Source organism: Kitasatospora sp. NPDC048194 (assembly GCF_043202455.1).
In the GTDB taxonomy this organism is placed as follows: domain Bacteria; phylum Actinomycetota; class Actinomycetes; order Streptomycetales; family Streptomycetaceae; genus Kitasatospora.
In genome coordinates, this window is sequence record NZ_JBIDAK010000041.1 from 32,139 (window position 1) to 47,407 (window position 15,269).

At 72.6% G+C, this 15,269-nt stretch carries 14 protein-coding genes and 1 pseudogene; 9 read left to right on the top strand and 6 right to left on the bottom strand.

What is annotated here, in order from left to right:
* The first annotated feature begins 247 nt into the window (after nt 1–247).
* The 8 genes from ACGF07_RS31980 to ACGF07_RS32015 all read left to right on the top strand — a co-directional run bounded on the left by ACGF07_RS31980 (nt 248) and on the right by ACGF07_RS32015 (nt 9,587).
* Nucleotides 248–1,147: a hypothetical protein gene (locus ACGF07_RS31980; protein WP_392904502.1), complete on the top strand. Its 900-nt coding sequence runs from the start codon at nt 248–250 to the stop codon at nt 1,145–1,147.
* Nucleotides 1,147–1,530 (top strand): hypothetical protein, encoded by a 384-nt coding sequence (locus ACGF07_RS31985; protein WP_392904505.1) that lies wholly within the window; start codon nt 1,147–1,149, stop codon nt 1,528–1,530. Before ACGF07_RS31980 ends, ACGF07_RS31985 begins: the two co-directional genes overlap by 1 nt.
* A 4-nt stretch (nt 1,531–1,534) precedes the next feature.
* Complete coding sequence (locus ACGF07_RS31990; protein WP_392904507.1) at nt 1,535–2,332, top strand: hypothetical protein; 798 nt, start codon at nt 1,535–1,537, stop codon at nt 2,330–2,332.
* Complete coding sequence (locus ACGF07_RS31995) at nt 2,322–4,256, top strand: hypothetical protein (RefSeq protein WP_392904509.1); 1,935 nt, start codon at nt 2,322–2,324, stop codon at nt 4,254–4,256. The genes ACGF07_RS31990 and ACGF07_RS31995 overlap by 11 nt, the downstream gene beginning before the upstream one ends.
* A 3-nt stretch (nt 4,257–4,259) precedes the next feature.
* The gene (locus ACGF07_RS32000; RefSeq protein WP_392904511.1) at nt 4,260–5,792 is read left to right on the top strand and encodes an SCO6880 family protein; all 1,533 of its coding nucleotides are present in this window, start codon (nt 4,260–4,262) and stop codon (nt 5,790–5,792) included.
* A 155-nt stretch (nt 5,793–5,947) separates the two neighbouring features.
* The gene (locus ACGF07_RS32005; protein ID WP_392904558.1) at nt 5,948–7,342 is read left to right on the top strand and encodes a type VI secretion protein; all 1,395 of its coding nucleotides are present in this window, start codon (nt 5,948–5,950) and stop codon (nt 7,340–7,342) included.
* Complete coding sequence (locus tag ACGF07_RS32010; protein WP_392904513.1) at nt 7,343–9,049, top strand: type IV secretory system conjugative DNA transfer family protein; 1,707 nt, start codon at nt 7,343–7,345, stop codon at nt 9,047–9,049.
* A complete protein-coding gene (locus tag ACGF07_RS32015; RefSeq protein ID WP_392904514.1) occupies nt 9,042–9,587 on the top strand; it encodes a hypothetical protein in 546 nt (181 codons plus the stop codon). The genes ACGF07_RS32010 and ACGF07_RS32015 overlap by 8 nt, the downstream gene beginning before the upstream one ends.
* A 69-nt stretch (nt 9,588–9,656) precedes the next feature.
* On the opposite strand, the gene ACGF07_RS32020 is transcribed toward ACGF07_RS32015, so the two are convergent.
* From ACGF07_RS32020 to ACGF07_RS32030, 3 genes are read right to left on the bottom strand one after another with little or no spacing between them, the layout of a single operon-like run.
* Nucleotides 9,657–10,133 carry a hypothetical protein gene (locus ACGF07_RS32020; protein ID WP_392904516.1) on the bottom strand — a complete coding sequence of 159 codons (477 nt, stop codon included), beginning with the start codon at nt 10,131–10,133 and terminating at the stop codon, nt 9,657–9,659.
* Nucleotides 10,130–10,525 (bottom strand): hypothetical protein, encoded by a 396-nt coding sequence (locus ACGF07_RS32025; protein WP_392904518.1) that lies wholly within the window; start codon nt 10,523–10,525, stop codon nt 10,130–10,132. Before ACGF07_RS32025 ends, ACGF07_RS32020 begins: the two co-directional genes overlap by 4 nt.
* Nucleotides 10,522–11,265, bottom strand: coding sequence for a hypothetical protein (locus ACGF07_RS32030; RefSeq protein ID WP_392904521.1), 744 nt, complete (start codon nt 11,263–11,265; stop codon nt 10,522–10,524). The genes ACGF07_RS32025 and ACGF07_RS32030 overlap by 4 nt, the downstream gene beginning before the upstream one ends.
* Before the next feature lie 185 nt (nt 11,266–11,450).
* Between ACGF07_RS32030 and ACGF07_RS32035 the strand changes: the two genes are divergently transcribed.
* Nucleotides 11,451–12,698 (top strand): hypothetical protein, encoded by a 1,248-nt coding sequence (locus ACGF07_RS32035; protein ID WP_392904524.1) that lies wholly within the window; start codon nt 11,451–11,453, stop codon nt 12,696–12,698.
* A 26-nt stretch (nt 12,699–12,724) separates the two neighbouring features.
* On the opposite strand, the gene ACGF07_RS32040 is transcribed toward ACGF07_RS32035, so the two are convergent.
* From ACGF07_RS32040 to ACGF07_RS32050, 3 genes and pseudogenes are all read right to left on the bottom strand, one after another.
* On the bottom strand, nt 12,725–13,009 hold the full coding sequence (locus tag ACGF07_RS32040) for a hypothetical protein (protein WP_392904526.1): 285 nt from the start codon (nt 13,007–13,009) through the stop codon (nt 12,725–12,727).
* 180 nt (nt 13,010–13,189) lie between these two features.
* The gene (locus tag ACGF07_RS32045; RefSeq protein WP_392904528.1) at nt 13,190–13,663 is read right to left on the bottom strand and encodes a DUF6245 family protein; all 474 of its coding nucleotides are present in this window, start codon (nt 13,661–13,663) and stop codon (nt 13,190–13,192) included.
* Between the two features lie 292 nt (nt 13,664–13,955).
* Nucleotides 13,956–15,269, bottom strand: a pseudogene (locus ACGF07_RS32050) (hypothetical protein); the annotation flags it as partial.

Below are 15,269 nucleotides of genomic sequence, written 5' to 3' on the forward strand. Positions count from 1 at the left end.
GACACGCCCGGCGGATAAAGCCCCTGGTCGGTGACCCCCCGCCCGTTCAGGGGCGTTGCAAATCGCGCAATCTGTCGTTAATCGGGATGAACCATCCGCCCGTCCTGCTCACACGGGGTGACTTGACTGGTCGTCACCAGAATTACTCTCGGGACACACGTTCGACAGCGAGATTAGACTGACCAGCGAGACAGCAGGCAAGGAGGATTTACCCGCGCAGTGGCGCAATTGGCAATTCGGGGGAGCATTGGCAAGACGAGCACAGCCGGCTGTGGTGCTGCCCACCCACAGCCGAATCCTGATCCCCGTCCTGTCCGCAGTAGGCGGCAGTGGACGGACGACAACGGCCGGACTGCTGGCCACCGGGATGAGTCAGCTCGGATCGAGCGTGGTCGCAGACCTCGCCCACCGGCTCGCGTCCCCCTGGCCGGCGTGGGCTCAGCAACCGGGGGCCGGACTGGTCTCCATCCCGCCTCATCTCCCGCTGACCAGGCGGCAGATCCGCACGGCCGCCACCACCTTCCCCGCTCCTGACGGCGGGAGCTGGCAGGTGCTTACCGACCACCAGGAGTGGAGCGCGCCGGCGCTGCGGCTGCCGGACGCCCCGGCGGCCTGGCAGCAGCTGGCGGCCGCCGGCGGGTGGCAGGTGCTGGTCGCGGACACCGCGCACCCGGTGGCGCACGACATCGTCTCGGCTCGCACCGAGGGCCGTACCGGACTGACGGCGGCCTGGTGCGCGTTGCCCTTCGCGGTCCCCGTGCTGGCGGTCGCGGCCACTGCCTCCGGCATGCAGGCGGCCCAGATCGCCCTCATGGCGGCCACGGCCGAGGGCCTGCCCCTCGACCGGATGGTGGTCGCCCTCGTCGGGACCGCTGACGGCCGGCTGCCAGCGGCGGTGAAGGCGGGCGAGACCATGCTGGCGCCGATGGTGTCGGCCGTGGTGCGCGTCGACCATGATCCGCAAATCCGGGCGTACGGCCTGCGTGATGTCACTAGGCTCAGCTCCCGCTCGGCGCAGGCGGCTACCGCGCTCGCCCGGGCAGTCCTGGCTTCCGCTCATGCCTCCTGGGGTGACCCGTTGCCGGCCGCGCCGGCTCCCGCCGCCGCCCCGCTTCCCGTCCACGTTCCCGAGAAAGTGTCGTCCTGATGAGCCAGCTCCTGCACGTCCTGTCCGCCGCGATGGACAGCCACCAGCACATCCTCGCCGCCGCCGACAGCCACTCGCACATCCTCGCCGACCCCACGCCCAAGCCGGCGCCGGCGAACCCGATTCCGGACTACACCCCGACCCTGCCGGACAACGTGAAGAACCCGACCGGCACGATCCTGGGCTGGGTGGCCGGCGGCGGCCTGGCGCTCGCCGTCCTCGGCGGCCTGGCCGGCTGGGCCTGCATCGGCGTCGGGGAGAACACCGACCGCGGCGCCCTGGCGGCCAAGGGGAAGAAGGCCGTCATCATGTCGCTGATCGCCGGCGGCGGCATCGCGGTGACCTCGGGTCTGGTGTGGTCCGTCTACACGATGGCGGTGTGAGCTGATGGCCGACCGATACGACCGCGCGGCCCGGCGGGCCCGCCTACGCCTGGCGGCCATCGGCGTGGTGGTCGTGGCCGCCCTGGCCGCCGGCGGCGTCTTCCTGGTCGAGAACCTGGGCCCCGACCACACCGGCGACAACGGCCACCACGCCGCCCCCACCCCGACCCCGCGCACTTCCTCGTCCGCCGGCGCCAGCTCGGCCTCGCCGAGCAGCGGCGCGCCGACCATGCTCACCCCGGCGCAGGCCAAGCCGGTGAAGCTGCGCAAGCCGACCGGACAGAAGAACGGCGTCAGCATCGGGTTCCCGGACGACGGGCTCGGGGCGATCAGCGCGGCCGTCTACCACATGGACGAACTCAGCCTGTTGGACGACGACATGCTGCGTCGCCAGCTGTCCACCATCACCGCGCACGGCTCCGAGCCGAGCATCGACAAGGCCGTCTCCGACACCCGGGCCCTGCGCGCCGCGGTGGGCCTGCAGCCCTCTGGCGGCATGCCGGCCGGGCTGACCATCTCCACCTCGGTGGACGCGGTGCGCGGCAAGTCCATCACGCCGGACGGCCAGGTCGTCCAGGTGTGGATGCACTACAGCCGCTCGGCGACGCTGCCCGACGCCAAACCCGACGACCGCCCGCTGCGAGACCAGACCAGCGACGTGCTGATGATCTGGCAGGACGGAGATTGGAAGATCACCACCGATCCGCAGTACATGGCCAAGCGCACGTTCCCGCTCAGCTACGACCCCAACTCGGTGCCTGCGCGCGCCGATGGCTGGTGGGAGGTGATCCGTGAAGACTAGGCGGATACTGCGCGTCTTCGCCCTGCTCGTCGCCCTGCTGCTGAGCGCCGGCGTGGCCGCGCCCTCGGCGATGGCCGACGACCCGTCCAAGCACGCCTCCGTGGGGCCGCCCGACCCGATTCCGAAGGACTGGGCGGGCGAGGCGGTCGGCGTCGACAAGAACGGCAAGTACTGCATCCTGTCGGAAGCTGACGGCTGCAGCCTGGAGGCCGGGCAGCTGCCCGGCACCTCGGAGCCTTGCAGCGCCGACATGATCGGCGACAGCAAGGGCTGTACTGACGACGACATTAAGAAGGTCGAGCTCGCCCACCTCAAGAAGTGGGAGGACTCCTACGACCACTCGCTGCCCAACTACGCGCCGCTGGACAAGGCGCTGACCAAGTGCATCACCGAGCAGACCCGCGGCTTTCAGGACTGCATGAACGAGTTCGGCGGCCAGTACCCGCCGCCGGTCAATGGCCCGGTGGACTGGGTCGCCGGGAAGATCAGCAAAATGGCGTCCGACGCCATGAAGGAAGCGGCTGGCGCCATCGGCGAGGGGACCGTCTGGGCCCTGCAGCAGTTCGCTGACGCCTTCAACTCCGCCTCCACGATCAACCTGGACCAGACCGGGATCGGCCAGGTCATGGGCATCATGACCGTGCTGTCCGTCCTCGTGGCCGTCTTCCTGATGCTGATTCAGTTCGCCAAGGTGGCCATCTCCAGCAACGGCGCCCCGCTGGGCACCGTGCTGGCCGGCCTGGGCAAGTGGGCCATGGTGCTGGCGGTGTACGGCCTCGCCCTGCAGACCGCGCTCAGCTGGGTGGACGCCGTCTCTACCTGGATCATCAATGTGTCGTTCACCGGCGGCGGCAACGGCGAAGCGGACGCCGCCACGGCGATGAAAACGCAGCTCGGAACGCTGTTCGCCGCCCTGGTCGGCGGCGGCGGTACCGCGTCGGCCGGCGGCGCCGCCCTGGTCACCGGCGGCACGGTGGCATCCGAGGCGGTCGGCGTCGTGATCGTGCTCGGCATCCTGTGCATCCTGGCCATCGGGGCCCTGTGGATCGAGGTCATGGTCCGCCAGGCCGGGATCATGGTCCTCGCGGCCACCATGCCGGTGACCGTCGCCGGCCAGCTGTCCGACGCGACGAAGGAGTGGTGGCCGAAGGCCAGGAACGCGGCCATCACCCTGGTGCTGATGAAGCTCGTCATCGTGCTCTGCTTCGCCATCGGCTTCTCGGCGATGGCCCGCGGCAGCGGCCTGCAGAACGTCATCGTGGGTCTGATCATGTTCCTGCTGGCGTGCTTCTCCTGGCCCGCCCTGGCGAAGTTCATCACCTTCTCGTCCACGGGCAACGGCAACGGCACCGGCGCCGGCATGCTCGGCGCGGTGGGCTCCAGCCTCGGCGCCATGTTCGGCGGCTACACCGGCGCGGCCGCCGGCGCCGGCGCGGTCGGCGGCGGCTCCGGCTACACCCGGGCGCTGGAAGAGGACAACGCCAACTCCTCCTCCGGCGGCGGGGGCGGCAACGGCGGCGGCAAGAAGCGCGGGTTCTGGAGCGGCGTCGGCGGCGGCGTCGGCCTGGGCCTGCAGGCGGCGGCCGCCGGCTTCGGCATCGTGGAAGCGGCCACCCACAACGCGGCGGCGCACGCCGACCTGGGCGGCCCGGCCCACCACAACGGCAACGTGGTGCCCCCGCGCCGATCCGACGACAACGCCCGTACCGCGGTCCCGGCCGACAAGCCCGAGGCGGAGTCGGCCGACACCGGCTCGCGCCCGGCAGACCGCCCGGCCGGCGGTCCCGGCACCGGCGCCGGCCTGGCCGAGGGCTCCGGCCCCCGGCCGGCCAGCGGCGGCGGGCCCGCCCCGAGCCAGCCCACCGAGAGCAACCCGCCGACGCCTCCCCCGACCCCGCCCACCCCGCCGAACAAGGGGAGCTGACCTATGTCTCAGCACACCGTCCAACCGGACACCTACACAGGGTGGCAGGCCGAGAAGTCGGGATTCATCGGCAACCTGTCGGGGGTCGGCTTCGCCATGATGGCCGCCGCGTCGGTCATCGCCCTCATGCCCATCTATCAGCACAGCTGGACCGCTGCCCTCGTCGCGCTGCCCGTCGCGGGCGTCCTGCTCCTGCTCGCCTACGGGCGCGTGATGGGGCTAGCCGCCGAGGAATGGGTCCTCCTCGCAGTTAGGCATCAGATCAGCGTGGCAACGAAGCGAAACGTGTTCATGTCCGGGGTGTTCGCCCCGGCCACCAAAGACGGCGAGCAGCCCATGGACCTGCCGGGCGTGCTGGCGCGCCTGCGCGTTCTGACCGCACCGGACGGCCTGGGCGGCTCTGTCGGCATCGTGCACAACCCGGTGGAGGAGACCTACACGCTGATCGCGCGGGTCACCTTCCCCGGCCTGGCACTGATCGACACCGACAAGCAGAACACCCGGGTGCGGCAGTGGGCCGCCTTCCTGCGCGGCCTGTGCAAGGAAGACGGTGCGATCACCCGGATTCAGGTCCACCAGCGCTCGCTCCCCGACGACGGGGCGGCGCTGCGGGCCTGGACGACCCGTCACATCAGCCCGGACGCGCCGGCGGCCGCCGTGCAGTCCCTCGGCGAGCTGATGGAGAGCGCCGGCCCGGCCGCGACCGCGCGGGAGACCTACCTGTCGGTCACGCTGTCCTCGGCCCGGGCCCGGCTCGCCGTGCGCGGCGCCGGCGGCGGCCAGGTCGGCGCCGCCGCGGTGCTGGTGCGGGAGTACAACGCCCTGCAGGGCACGCTCTCCTCGGCCGGCCTGCAGGTGGTAGAGGTGCTCTCGCCCCGCCGGGTCGCCGAGGTGATCCGCTCGGCGTTCGACCCCGAGGCCCAGCTGATGCTGGCCGCCCGGGCCGCCGCGGCCACCAACCCCGGCCACAAGGGTCTGCCGGCCGGCGTCGACCCGGCGCTCGCCGGGCCGGCGGCCGCCGAGACCAGCTGGGGCGTCTACCGGCACGATGGCGCCTGGACCGTCACCTACCAGGTGCGCGGCTTCCCGCACTCCGAGGTGTACGCCACGTTCCTGCAGCCCTTGCTCCGGCCGCGCGAGAACGCCAGGCGCTCGCTGTCGCTGGTGTACGAGCCGCTCGGACCGTCGCGGGCCCGCCGGGAGTTGAGCCGCGAGAAGGCCAAGCGCCAGGCGGCCGGCATCCTGCGCCAGAAGACCGGCCGCGCCGAGTCCGAGGACGAGCGGCGCGAGGATGCAACCGCCCGGGCGCAGGACATCGCCCGGGCCAGCGGCCAGGGCGTCGTGCGCATGGTCGCCATGCTCGCGGTCACCGTGACCAGCTTCGATGAGCTGGAGACGGCGTGCGCCGAGCTGCAGGCGGACGCCAGCGATGCCGGCCTGGAGCTCCGCCGCTGCTGGGGTGCGCAGGACGAAGGTTTCGCGTCCGCGGCGCTGCCGCTGGGCATGGGTCTGCCCCCTCGGAGGATGGCACTGTGAGCTTCCCGTTCTTCCGGCGCACCCGAGGGGACAGCGCCCTCGACGCCACCTCACTGGCCGAGCTGCTGCCCTCCACCGAGGCGCTGCCCCGCCAGCGCCAGCTCACCGCGCGCGAGTTGCGCCGGGCCCGGCTGCTCGAAGACCCCGAGGCGGCTATGCGGATCGCCCCGCGCCTGGGCTGGCACCAGCCCTACGCGGGGCGGGCCGCCTCGCCCGCCAAGCCGGCCGTCTTCCGCGCGGACACCGGCCGCGCCGCCGGTGTGTACCCGTTCCTGCACGCCGCGAGCTTGCCGGCCATCGGGGTGTACATCGGGCAGAACACCCTGACCAGGCAAGCCTTTTCGGCGCACCCAAGCGTGTGGGTGCGCGAGGGCTTGACCACCAACCCGAACGTGATGATCACCGGCATCCCCGGGTCGGGGAAGTCGGCGCACATCAAAGCGCTCTGCTTCCGGCTGATGGCGCTCGGGCAACGCACCTTGATCGCGGGCGATGTTAAAGGCGAGTACGCCCGGATGTGCGAGCACCTCGGGGTGGAGCCGGTCCGCCTCGGCCCGGGCCTCGCCGGCCGGATCAACCCGCTGGACGCAGGCCCGCTCGGCATGGGCCTGGACCTGGTGAAGGACCGCACCGAGCTGCTCAGCCGGCTGACGGAGATTCACCGGCGCCGCCTCACCCTGTGCAAGGCGCTGCTGGAGCTCCAGCTGCGGCGCTCGCTGCTGCCACAGGAAGAGGAGTGCCTGGACGTGGCGGTGCGGGAGGTGACCGGCGCGCTGAGCGGCACCAGCGAGACGCGCCTGGCCACCCCCACGCTGCCGCAGGTCTACGACGTGCTGCGCGACCCGAGCGAGGCGATGGCCCGCGAGCTGCGGGTGCGCGGCAACGACATCCAGACCGCCCGCGAGCAGATGGCCTCCATCCGCTCGGCGCTCGGCGCCATGGTGACCGGCCACCTCGGCGGCCTGTTTGACCAGCAGACCAGCATCGGCCTGGACTGGAACGCGCCGATCCAGTCGGTCGACATCTCCGCCCTGGAGCAGTACGGAGACGAAACGGTCGCCATGGTGCTGACCTGCGTCAGTTCCTGGGCGCAGGCGGCGATCGACCAGCCCGGCCGGCCGTGGATCGTGGTCCGCGATGAGCTGTGGCGACAGATGCAGTCCGGCGGCGCGAGCATGGTCCGCAAGATCGACGCCGACCTGCGGCTCTCCCGGGCGAAGGGCACGATCCAGCTCCTGGCCACCCACCGGCTCTCGGACTTCGAAGCGGTCGGCGCGGCCGGCTCCGAGGCGGTCGCCATCGCCAAGGACCTGATCAGCTCGTGCGAAACCCGGATTCAGCTCGCGCAGGACACCAAGCCGCTGCAGATCACCCGCGAGGCGATCGGCCTCACCGATGCCGAGTGCGACCTGATCGGGAGCTGGGGCGCCGGCCAGCGCGGCCGGGCCCTGTGGAAGGTCGGCCGCGGCGGCGGCTCGCACGCGGTGCAGCTGGTGCTCTCGCGCGAGGAAGAACGACTCTTCGAGACCGACGAAAAGATGGTGGTCTGAGTGTCCGACAGCAGCCGGATGGACGACAGCACGTTCATGACCGCGCTCGGCGCCGGCGCGGTCATCTCGCTGGGCGCGGTGTCCTTGGCGGCCGGCGTCCTGTCCGGGCTGCTGTCCGGGCAGGGCCTGCCCCACATGACCTCGTCCGTTCCCGGCACGGCGCTGCTGTCCGTCGCCGAGGGACCGGGGGCGGTGTACAGCCCGGCCCCGCCCACCTGGCTGTTCTACTCGGTGTTCGCCGTGCTGGTCGTGCTCCTGGGCGTCCTCGCCCGGGTGCTGGTCCGCCGTCTCACCCGGCGCCGGCGGCAGGCACCTGCGGGCGGTGCGGCGTGGGGCGGGGCCGGTGTCGAGCGGGAGATGGCGCTGGCCGAGGCGCCGAAGGAGCGGCCGGACCGCCTCACCGCCGGCCGCGGCCAGCAGACGAAGCAGATCGTCGGCGCGATCGAACGCTCGGCCTCGGGGATCGCGTTCGGGCCGCCCGGCTCGGCGAAGACCACCGGCGTGGTCATCCCCAACGCGGCCGAGTGGCAGGGGCCGGCGATCGTCACCGGCACCAAGGTGGGTGACCTGGAGGAGATCTACCAGGCCCGGCGCCACCTCGGCCCGGTGTGGGTGATCGCCCCCGGCGGCCTGCCGCCCGGCCCGTGGATTCAAGCGCACTGGTCGCCGGTGGACTACGCCACCGACGAAGACCGCGCCGAACTGATGGCGGAATGGCAGGCCGACGCCGCACAGAAGTCGTACGACCCCAAGGCCGAGCCCTGGCTGATCCAGGCCCGGGCGATCGTCGCCGGCCTGCTGCTGGCCGCCCGCATCTCCGGCGGCGGCATCAACGACTTCCGCCGGTGGCTCGCGCTCGGCGCCGGCGCCGTCGACCACGTGCGCGCCATCCTGGAAGACCGCTACCCCGAGGCCGCGGTCGACTACGCCCAGCCGTGGACCACGCTCCACGAGGACGGCGTGGGGAGCGTCCAGTTCACGCTCAACGTGCTGGCGGCGGTCTGGCGCAACAAGGGCGTGCGCGACGTGGCGTCCCGTACCGACTTCACCGCCGAGAAGCTCCTGGAGAGCAACGGCACGCTGGTGCTGATCGCCTCGCCCACCAACGCCGAGCGGTTCTCTCCGCTGTTCACCTCGCTGATCGCCTCGGTGATCCATGAGGCGGAGCGGCGCTACGAGCGAACCGGCCGCCACCCGGAGCGCACCCTGGGCGGCTTCATTGATGAAGCCGGCAACATGCTGCGCTACCCGAAGCTGCCCAACACGCTGACCACGGGCCGCGGCATGGGCGTGGCAATGTTCACCTTCTGGCACAGCTACTCACAACTGGTCCAGCGGATGGGCGCCGAGGGCGCGCGGACCATCATCTCGGCGTCCACGCTGCGAATGCTGCTGCCTGGCCTCGCCGATGACGAAACCCTGCGGTACTTCTCGTTCCTGTTCGGCCGCGAGCTGGTCGAGCGGACCAGCCGGACCAGCAGCAGCACCGGCGAGTCCACCTCGACGCAGTGGGTGGAGTCCGACCTGCTGCCGGTCCACCAGCTGCGCCAGATCCCGGACCTGACCGCCATCGTGCTGTACTTCAACCGCGCACCGATCCGGGTCAACATGCGTCCGAGCTGGCGCGATGCGGATATCAAGGCCTGGCTGGCCCGCCCCCTGGAGCCGGCCGGGGTGTCCATGACGAAGGAGATCACTGGTGCTTGAGCCTGCCGAGCTGGCCCAGCAGGTGCCGGCCGAGACGGTGGCCAGCGCCACCGGGCAGAAGACCACCCCACCGCGCCGGTGGGTCTGGTCGGCGATGGAGCCGGCCGACCGCCAGCAGCGCATCGGCGAGCTCGGCCTGTGGGTGGACTGGCTGATCGAGTATCACGAGATGCCGCGGGAGGTGCCGCGCTGCTGGTACCGCCACCGGAAGGTGCGGGAGATCCTGACCGCCCTCTACCTCGGGTGGGTGCGCACGTACGCCGGCGACCCGGCGAAGGTGGGCACGCTCGGCGAGATCGAGTGGATCAGCCGGCTGCACACCCTGGCGCCAAAGTTGGCGGCGCCGGCCTGCCTGGAGTCGCACCAGGAAACCGCTCCGCCGAAGGCGACCGGGGAGGGCCTGCAGGACTGGCTGGACGACGATCCGGAGTGGGTGACCGCGCCGGTGTTCCACCCGGCCGAGGCCGAGGCCAACCGGCTGGCGGCCGAGCTCGCGGCCGCCGAGCGGGCGAAGGCCGAGCGTCGCGGCGGCGCCTGATCCACCGCCGGCAACGAGAAGCGCCCCGCCGATGGCGGGGCGCTTCTCGTTGCCGGCTGCAGGTGGGGCCTACTCCTCTTCGCCGAGCGGGATCAGCCGGCCGTTGGTGACCTGCTTCTCCAGCTGGCGGCCGTGGGCGCCGCACAGCAGGACCCGGCCGCCGCCCGGGTCTTCGCCGATGAACTCGGCCACCTCCAGGCACGGGCTGCCGAGACGGTCGTAGTCCCACCGGGTGCCGCACTGCTCGCACCAGGTCTCGCCGCCGCTGCTGCGCAGGGTCGGCCCGCACGTCGGGCAGATCCCCCAGTGCGCTTTGCAGAGCCGCGGGTCGCGGGCCGTGCGAACCCGGGCGATCTCGCCCGCGCAGCGCGAGAAGGAGTCGACGGCCTCGCGCAGGCCGTCCTTGCCTCCGGTGAGCGCGAACCGGGTATCCCTGAGCGGCTCGTCGGCGGCGAGCAGGCGGCCGTGGACGGCCTCCAGGTCGGCCAGCAGCGCCTCCGCGCGGCCCTGCAGCTCGCGCAGCTCTGCGGGTGTCGGCTCCGTCATCGCGCGTTCTCCTTCGTCTGCCACGCCAGGTACTCGGCGCGGACGTAGTCCCGGCCGGTCAGCCCGGCCGGCTCGGCCAGGGCCGTCCGGTGCTGGCGGTCGTGCTCGATCAGCGCGGCCGCGGCCTCCTCTGCCGACTCCCGGGTCTCCCCCACCAGGGCGCGGACCTCGCGGGCGGCCGCGGTGCGCTGCCCCTTGTAGTGGGTGACCTCGTCGGCGGCCAGCAGCGCGCTGCGGTCGGCGGCCGCGGCGGCCCGCAGCTTGTGCTCGCGCACGCCGGCCGGGGTCAGCTTCCCCTCGATCCACTCCGCCAGCCCGCGCATGACCTCGCCGAGCTCGGCGGGCTGCGGCGGGGCGTCCCGGTAGGCCTGGTCCGGGTTGACGCGGGTCACGGCGTCGCCTCGGCTTCGGCCTCGGCCCGCAGCTGGGCGGCGTAGGCGCGGGCCTCGGCGGCCTGCTGGGCAGCCTCGGGCTTGCCGTCCTCGACGGCGATCCGGTCCAGCAGCGCCGCCTTGCGCTCCATGACCTCGGCGCGCTTGGCCGGGCCGGCGTGGGTCCGGTGCAGCAGGTTGATGGCGTCCATGACCTGCACCATCTCCTCGGCGGTGGTCAGGTGCGGCAAGCGGCCGGTAACCGGGTGCTCGTCGTCGCGGTGCTGCTTGCCGTGCGCACTCGCCCACTGGTCGACGTGCTCGCGCGCCCACTGGTCGAGCCGCCGGCCGGCCTTGGTGGGCTCGTACGCGGCTTCGTGCAGCCGCAGGCCGCGCACGCGGCGCCCGGGCTCGGCCGGGTAGAGCGGCTCCACCAGGGCTTGCCCCCACTCCTCCTCGGCCTCCCGGTACCGCTCGTGCGCAGACTGCCGGGCGACGTCGAGCTGTTCGCCGATCTTCTCCCAGCTGGCGCCGCGCTGCCGTTCGTAGACCACGGCCCGGGCGAGCACCTCCTGGGCGAGCTCGACCAGGTGCAGCGCGTCGCCGACCGACTCGCCCGGGTTGGTGAAGGCGTCGTTCACGGTGGGCACGCCGGCCGCGGCCCGGTCGGCGAGTCCGGCGAGTTCGTGGGAGAGGGCGAGCCGGGCGAGGGCGGTCCGGCTGTAGGCGTACCGGTCGGTGCCGGGATCGGTGTCCGTCATGCCTGTCAGGCTACTCCTGACAGATTAACTTTGTCAGGCTAACCCTGACACTTTCAGCTAATGTCAGCGTTTCGCTGACATCCGGCCCACGCGTCAGCGAATCGCTGACGCAGCGTCGGCCGAGCCTGGTAAGGTTCGGCTCACTCGTGATATTGCTCCAAATCACGGGCGACGAAAGGGGGCAAATGGACCAGCCTTCGGAAGGGCTGAGCGTCGCTCTCCCGGGCGCTCGAAGCGCCCTCGCGGTCCCGGGCGCGGGCCCGTGGACGGACGCCGACCACCACCTCACACCGGCGACCCGCGAAGCGCTGGTGGTCGCCGTCCCGGAGAACACCCGCCGCGCGTACCGCAACTGGTGGAGCCAGGCCGACCAGTGGTGCCGGGCCAACGGACGCACCACCCTGCCCATGACGACCGCAACCCTCACCGAATGGGTCCACCACCTCACCGAGACGGTCAGCGAGCGCACCGGCAAGCCCTACGCCGCGTCGTCCCTGGACCAGGCCGTCGCGGCCATCCAGTCCATGCACAAGATCGCCCGGCAGCCCAAGCCGGACGCCGACGACGCCCGCACGCTGATCCGCGCGCACGGCAAGCGCCTTGCCGACGCCGGCCGCACCACGAAGAAGTCGGCGATCGTCACCGACGACCAGGCGCTCGACGTGGCCGAGCGGATCGACCCGAGCACCCTGACCGGCGCCCGCGACCGGCTGCTGTGCGCGCTGTCCTACGCGGCGTGGACCCGCCGGTCCGAGCTCGCGGCGCTGAACCTGTCCGACGCCTGGACGACCAGCAGCCCCAAGGGTGTTGCGGTCCGCTTCCGCAGCAGCAAGACCGACCAGGCCGGGAAGGGCGCCGAGCTGTTCCTGCCCGCCACCGGGGACGCGCTGTGTCCGCATGCGGCGCTCACCGCCTGGCGCACGCTCCTCGCCGAACGCGGCGTCACCGAGGGCCGCCTGCTGCGCAAGGTCGACCGGTGGGGCAACGTCAGCGCCGAACTGCACCCCGGATCGGTCAACGACATCTCCAAGAAACTGGTGGGCGCGGCCGGCCACGCCACCGACGAGCGCGGAAGGACGTTCACCTCGCACGGCTGGCGCGCCTCCGGTCGCAGCGCCGCCCGGGCGGCCGGGGCGAGCTCCCAAGCCGCCGACGAACACGGCCGGTGGAAGCCGGGTTCGAAGGCCGGCGAGGGTTACGAGCGCGACCGCGGCGGGCTCGCCGACAACCCCATGTCCAAGGTGGCTGCGTCGCGCCGCCGTCGCACCCGACAGCTCGCGGCCGAGCAGGGCGCCGCCGACACCACCCGTCCGGTCGAGACCACCGAGGACGGGTTCGTCATCGTCAACGACCAGCGGTCCGACGGCCAGGGGCGTCTGGGTTCGGACGGCCAGCTCGCCCTCATCCTGCCCGGCGGTGCACCCGCCGAGTAGCGAGGCCTCGAACGCCGGGCAGTGGGTCACTGCCCGGCGTTCGCCGTCTCCCGGCTGCGGGCAATCTCGGCGTACTCGATGGCGACCGCCCGCAGTTCGCCGACGCTCGGCCGGGTGTCCGCGGTGGCGCTGATGCTGGCCTGCCAGTTCATCGCGGCGAACCCCCAGAACGACCGCACTTCGCCGGTGGTGCCGGCCTCCGCCGCGCGCAGGCAGTCGAGCAGCGCGTCCGCGGTGAGCGGCGAGGGGGCGGTCAGCCAGGTGCCCAGTCGGGCGCCGAGTTCGGCGTACGTGTCCACCAGGTCGGTCATGCGCCCACCCTGGCACAGCTCCGCCCGCTCGGGCGAACACTCCGTCAACCGGCGCTGACGGCGCCCCTACATGCCGGGTACGGCACCGAGGAACATCGCCGCAGCCGTGGCTGGCAGTGCATCGAGCTCGGCCAGGGCCTCGGCGAGTTCGCGTCGGGCGCGGGCCAGTTCGTCGGGGATCTACCCGGCCCGCTCGTCCTCGGTGGAGAACACCGCCGAGCAGGCGAGCAGCGCCAGCAGCGCGCTGGCCGTACGGGCGGCCGCCGCGACCACCGGGCCGCAGCCCTGCGCGTCCAGTCCCTTGAGCAGGTGCGAGACGTGCCCGGCCTGCCAGTGCAGCACTCCAATCACGCCCGGGCCCTCGGCGCCGGACGCCTGGAGCACCTGCCGGCGGGCCAGCGACATCTCCTCGGCGCCGGCGCCCTGGGCGAGCATGTGCCCCTCGGTGAGCATCCCGGTGCCGATCGCGGCGCCGTACAAGGCATTGGCCAGGACGGCGGCCAGGACGTGCTCGCCGCCCACGGCCCGGGCCTGCTGCTCCAGTTCGCCGGCAGTCGGGGGCTCGGCGTACGCCCCAAGTGCGGCCATCGCCGCCGAGATTGCCGCCGCGCTCGGGGCGGGCGCGGGCATCTGCTGTTGGTTCGGGATCGACATGGCCCGGAGCCTAGTGGGGCCGGGACGGCGGCCGCTGTGCTCACCCTGGCAACAGCCCCATCCCCCGGGATGAGCATTCGTCAACCCGTGCTGACGGTCTCGCGTCCGGGCTAGGATGCTCCGCTACTCTCGGACGGTACGTGCCGGTCCCCGCAGCCCGACCAGCACGCGCAGTGCCGGTGTTGCCAGGTGGCCAGTCCGTGCAGGGCGGGTGCCGAACGGACAGAAGCGAGCGGTATACAACCTGGACTCGTGAGGCCTGGGGCTCGCCCCCGGGCCTCACATTGTTCTCCTACAGTTCGGGGCCGTTGCGGCCGCGGCCGCCGCGGTTCTGGTCGGGGCCCTGTTGCTGCTGGTTCTGCTGGCGCTGCTGCTCGGCGGCGCGCTGGGCGGCCTGGATTCGCCGGGCCTCCTCGGCGAGGCGCTGGGCGTACGGCTGGGCGTCGCGCCGCTGCATCTCCTGGCGGATCGTGGCGGCCGAGGTGTCCAGCTCGGTGACCCGGCCGCGGGCGGCGTCGGCCTCGGCGCGGGCGGCCTGCAGGCCTCGCTCGCGCGATGCGGTGGTCCGTGCCAGCACTGCCTCGCGGCTGCCGCCGGCGCGCTGCCAGTTGGCCAGCACCTCCTCGTGCTCGGCCGGGCTGCCGGCGCGCTGGGTGCTGTCCTGCAGCTGCTGACGGGCGGCGGCGAGCTCCTGGTCCCGGCGCCCGGCGGCCGCGCGCAGGTCGAGCAGCTGGCGCTCCAACTGCTCGCGCTCGGGGCCGCGCACGGCAGGCCGACCGAATCGCCCGGTCTCCGCCAGGCGGGCCTCGATGCCGGCGGCCTGGCGCTGGTCGTACTCGATGCCGGCGGTGAGTTCCTCGACCTGGACGGCGGCCGCGCGCATCTCCTGGATGGCCTCGACGCGCTCGGCCCGGGCGGCGACGCGCTGCTCGATCTCCCCACCGGGGGCGAGGGCGGCGGCCAGCTCGGCGGCGCGGGCTTCCTGGGCAGCGGCCTGGTCCTGGGCGGTCTCGGCGGCATCCACCGCGTAGGCCAGGGCGGCCGACAGCTCAGCATCGGACAGCATGGCGTAGGGCAGGTGCTGCCAGCTCTCCTCGTCGGCCGGCTCGGGCTGGTCCTGCTGGGTATCGCGCTCGGCTGCGGCGGTCTCGACGGCGGCCTGTTGCGGTACCTCGGTGGTGACCTCGGGCTCGTCCAGGTCCTCCTCGACGGTGAGTTCGGCGACCGCTTCGGCAACCTCGACCGCCACCTCGGCCGGCTCCTGGGTGAGCTCGGGCTGGTCCTGGTCCTCGTCCAGCTCGGCCTCGGCCACCACCTCGGTGGTGACGACCGGGGCCGGCTCCTCGACGGCCTGGTCCTCCTGCAGCTCTGCCTCGGCGCCGTCGACCGCGAGCTCGGCCTGCAGGGCGCTCGGCTCCACCTCGGTGGTGGCCTCGGGCTCGTCCAGCTCGTCCTCGATGGTGAGTTCGGCGACCGCTTCGGCAACCTCGACCGCCATCTCGGCCGTGAGCTCGGCCGGCTCCTGGGTGAGCTCGGGCTGGTCCTGGTCCTCGTCCAGCTCGGCCTCGGCCACCACCTCGGTGGTGACGACCGGGGCCGGCTCCTC

What these genes read in the sequence shown, in the direction of transcription:
- ACGF07_RS31985 (WP_392904505.1), top strand. Translation starts at nt 1,147, where the DNA reads ATGAGCCAGCTCCTGCACGTCCTGTCCGCCGCGATGGACAGCCACCAG.
- ACGF07_RS32000 (WP_392904511.1), top strand. Translation starts at nt 4,260, where the DNA reads ATGTCTCAGCACACCGTCCAACCGGACACCTACACAGGGTGGCAGGCC.
- ACGF07_RS32040 (WP_392904526.1), bottom strand. Translation starts at nt 13,009, where the DNA reads ATGACCGACCTGGTGGACACGTACGCCGAACTCGGCGCCCGACTGGGC.
- ACGF07_RS32035 (WP_392904524.1), top strand. Translation starts at nt 11,451, where the DNA reads ATGGACCAGCCTTCGGAAGGGCTGAGCGTCGCTCTCCCGGGCGCTCGA.
- ACGF07_RS32030 (WP_392904521.1), bottom strand. Translation starts at nt 11,265, where the DNA reads ATGACGGACACCGATCCCGGCACCGACCGGTACGCCTACAGCCGGACC.
- ACGF07_RS31990 (WP_392904507.1), top strand. Translation starts at nt 1,535, where the DNA reads ATGGCCGACCGATACGACCGCGCGGCCCGGCGGGCCCGCCTACGCCTG.
- ACGF07_RS32020 (WP_392904516.1), bottom strand. Translation starts at nt 10,133, where the DNA reads ATGACGGAGCCGACACCCGCAGAGCTGCGCGAGCTGCAGGGCCGCGCG.
- ACGF07_RS32005 (WP_392904558.1), top strand. Translation starts at nt 5,948, where the DNA reads ATGCGGATCGCCCCGCGCCTGGGCTGGCACCAGCCCTACGCGGGGCGG.
- ACGF07_RS32045 (WP_392904528.1), bottom strand. Translation starts at nt 13,663, where the DNA reads ATGTCGATCCCGAACCAACAGCAGATGCCCGCGCCCGCCCCGAGCGCG.